Source organism: Halobacillus sp. BBL2006 (genome assembly GCF_000786645.1).
Taxonomy (GTDB): Bacteria; Bacillota; Bacilli; order Bacillales; family Halobacillaceae; genus Halobacillus.
Map to the genome: position 1 here is coordinate 1 of NZ_JRNX01000753.1, position 2792 is coordinate 2792.

Here is a 2792-nt window from a genome sequence, read left to right on the forward strand (position 1 = left end):
TTCTCCCGGAAGTCAACAAAATGGAAAAAGCATAGAGAACCGGATTTCTTATATTTTAAATTTACAGAAAATTATGTCTATTTCTCTTGATTTTCTAACCGGTTACCCCATAATGAAAGTAAGAGATATCATAGGGGGGGATCGGTTGTGATTTTGCAAGATGCAATGGATTCATTAGAAGAAGGTATCTTGATCACAGACGAGAAACAAGAAGTTGTCTACATGAACCTGGCATATGGGCGTTTATTTCATTTATCCGCTGATTCCAAAAAAAAGATGAGAGAGCATTTAGACTTTCTGAATTCACGGTTTCCATCTGGGCAAGATGAGGCAGAAGCTGAGGAAGCAAGAGATTGTGTGAGCATTGTATATCAAGAACATGAATTTTTTTATCAGCTACACAAGAGGCTGCTATATGAAAATGGTGAGACGTATGTATATTACCGTCTTTCCGATAGGTCTCAACTCGAAAAATTAAAGAAACAACAAAGACAGGTCATTGAAGAAATGACCGTCAATGTCTTGAAGATTTCGAGTGGATGCGCTCTGCTGCATCTCCCGCCCCTTTACAGTGAAGATCTCCAAATCACTCTACTTGAACGAGTTCCACGTGTCTGTCAGGAGAAACAAGTAATGAAGCTCGCCTTGTATCTTTCTTCTGTAACTGAAATGGATCCAGGATGGCCAATTTTACTCGAGAAATTGACAATGACTCTAAGGTTGATTGGGGTGGAGGTCGCTTTAGTTGGATTGAGGCCTTCTTTTGTTATACAGGTCACGAAAGCCGGTATTCGGATCGAACATGTCCGTACGTTTTTAGACTTGGAACAAGCCGCCAGCTATTTTTTAAAACGATGATTGAAATAAAAACCTCCACGGAATCGTTTGTTTCCGTGGAGGTTTTTTCGATTATTTTATGATTTCTTTCTTAAGCTCATGATCTTTGATTTCCGCTTGAGGAAGCATGATGGAATGGAAATCAAAGCTATCCAGCTCATAGCCGTGCTGGAGACGGTTGGGGGCATCCGGGTTTTGTAAGGCACTCGTTCCTAAACTGATAAAGTCTGCCTGCTGTTGTTCAATGAGCGATGCGGCTTTTTTTGAATCTTGCAGTTGCCCATTTGCGATGATAGGTAGTCCGCTGAATTTCTTAGCAGCTTCGGCCATTGACATCGATCCTTTCCCAAAACCAGACTGATCGGTGACGTGAATATAATCAAGCGGAGAATTGCCAAGTTCACCGAAAATCGTTTCTGCATCGGCTTCTCCTAGTGCCCATCGATGTTCCCCATCAGAAGCCTTACCTTGTGAAATACGGATACCTACCATATAGTCATGGCCGACCACCTTTCGCACTTCCTTGACCACTTCTAATACATAGCGGATGCGATTGATTGTTGTTCCGCCATATTGATCCTGACGTTGATTGAAATAATCCGTAATGAATTGATCGAGCAAATATCCATTCGCTCCGTGGATTTCTACGCCGTCAAAGCCGGCTTCTTTAGCCAGTTTGGCAGAGCGGGCAAAAGACTGCTTCACATCTTCCATATCTTCATGGGTCATTTCCCTTGGAGTAGGAAAAGGTCCCTGCCCGCCATAGAAGGAAATTTTGTCATTTTTAGGTGACACAGGGGAAGGGGCAATGTTGTCATTTGCATTAGGATTCCCCTGTGACTGGGCACCTGCGTGCATCAATTGCGCGATGAATAGCGTGCCATGCTGATGGACACCGCGAACGATGGGCTTCCAAGCGTCTCTTTGGTCTTCGTTAGCGAGTCCTGGCTGGTTGTGATAGCCCTGAGAAAACTGCTCATCAGGATAGACACCTTCACTAATGATCGCACTGAACCCGCCTTTGGCATAGCGCTCATAATATTGCTTCATTCTTTCATTAGCTATCCCGTTATTCGCTGCACTCACTCTTGTCATTGGTGCAACAATATAGCGGTTTTTAAACGTTAAGTTTTGTAAGCTCTGCTGATCAAATAGTGGTTTATTTTCTTCAGTCATTTCTAACATCTCCTTCTCTCATTTCATATCCACGAGGCATTTTTATTAAACCAAAGAATCGGTTTTTCAGTCGTCTCTATGTGCTATAATACAAACAAATGTTCTTTGAAAGGTGAGGGCTGGAATGGAGGAACTATTGGACGGTTTGAATGAATCACAACAAGAAGCGGTCGTATCGACAGAAGGGTATATTCGTGTCATTGCCGGTGCCGGTTCCGGTAAAACAAGAGCTTTGACGCATCGTTATGCTTTCATTGTCAATGAACTTGGCGTTGACCCTTCCAATATGCTCTCGGTGACCTTTACGAATAAAGCGGCACATGAAATGCGCCGGCGTGTGAAGAAATTGGTCGGAGGAGAACAGGATACCGGCTTTATAACGACCTATCATGGGTTTTGTGTGCGTGTACTGAGGGAAGATATCCACCGCTTGTTTTACCCGAAAAACTTCGTGATTTTGGACGTGGAAGATCAAAAGATTTTATTAAGAGAAATCTTTGAAGATATGGAGTTGAAAATGAACGATAAAACGTTCAAGCGAATCTTGGACAAGATTGGTATCTTAAAAGGAAATACCCATTATGTGCAGCAAATGATACTGCGGGGAGAAATGCCTGCTGTAGAAGATTCGGGGGATATGGACAGTCAGATCATCCAACGCTATTTGAAAAAACAGAAGCGTGTGTACGGATTGGATTTTGATGATTTGATTAATTTTGTCTTCGTTCTCTTTGAACAGTATAAGGAAGTGCTTGAAAAATGGCAGGACCGGCTTGTTT

At 42.6% G+C, this 2792-nt stretch carries 3 protein-coding genes; 2 read left to right on the top strand and 1 reads right to left on the bottom strand.

Annotation, left to right across the window (positions count from 1 at the left end; genetic code table 11):
- The first annotated feature begins 147 nt into the window (after positions 1-147).
- Positions 148-858 carry a PAS domain-containing protein gene (locus LD39_RS19290; protein WP_035552041.1) on the top strand — a complete coding sequence of 237 codons (711 nt, stop codon included), beginning with the start codon at positions 148-150 and terminating at the stop codon, positions 856-858.
- A 51-nt stretch (positions 859-909) separates the two neighbouring features.
- On the opposite strand, the gene LD39_RS19295 is transcribed toward LD39_RS19290, so the two are convergent.
- Positions 910-2013: an NADH:flavin oxidoreductase gene (locus tag LD39_RS19295; protein WP_035552043.1), complete on the bottom strand. Its 1104-nt coding sequence runs from the start codon at positions 2011-2013 to the stop codon at positions 910-912.
- 124 nt (positions 2014-2137) lie between these two features.
- On the opposite strand from LD39_RS19295, the gene LD39_RS19300 reads away from it, so the two are divergent.
- Positions 2138-2792: UvrD-helicase domain-containing protein (locus LD39_RS19300; protein WP_035552045.1), on the top strand; the 655-nt coding region annotated here is incomplete at its 3' end.

Excerpts from the sequence above, each read along its gene's own strand:
- LD39_RS19295 (WP_035552043.1), bottom strand. The coding sequence starts at position 2,013 with ATGACTGAAGAAAATAAACCACTATTTGATCAGCAGAGCTTACAAAAC.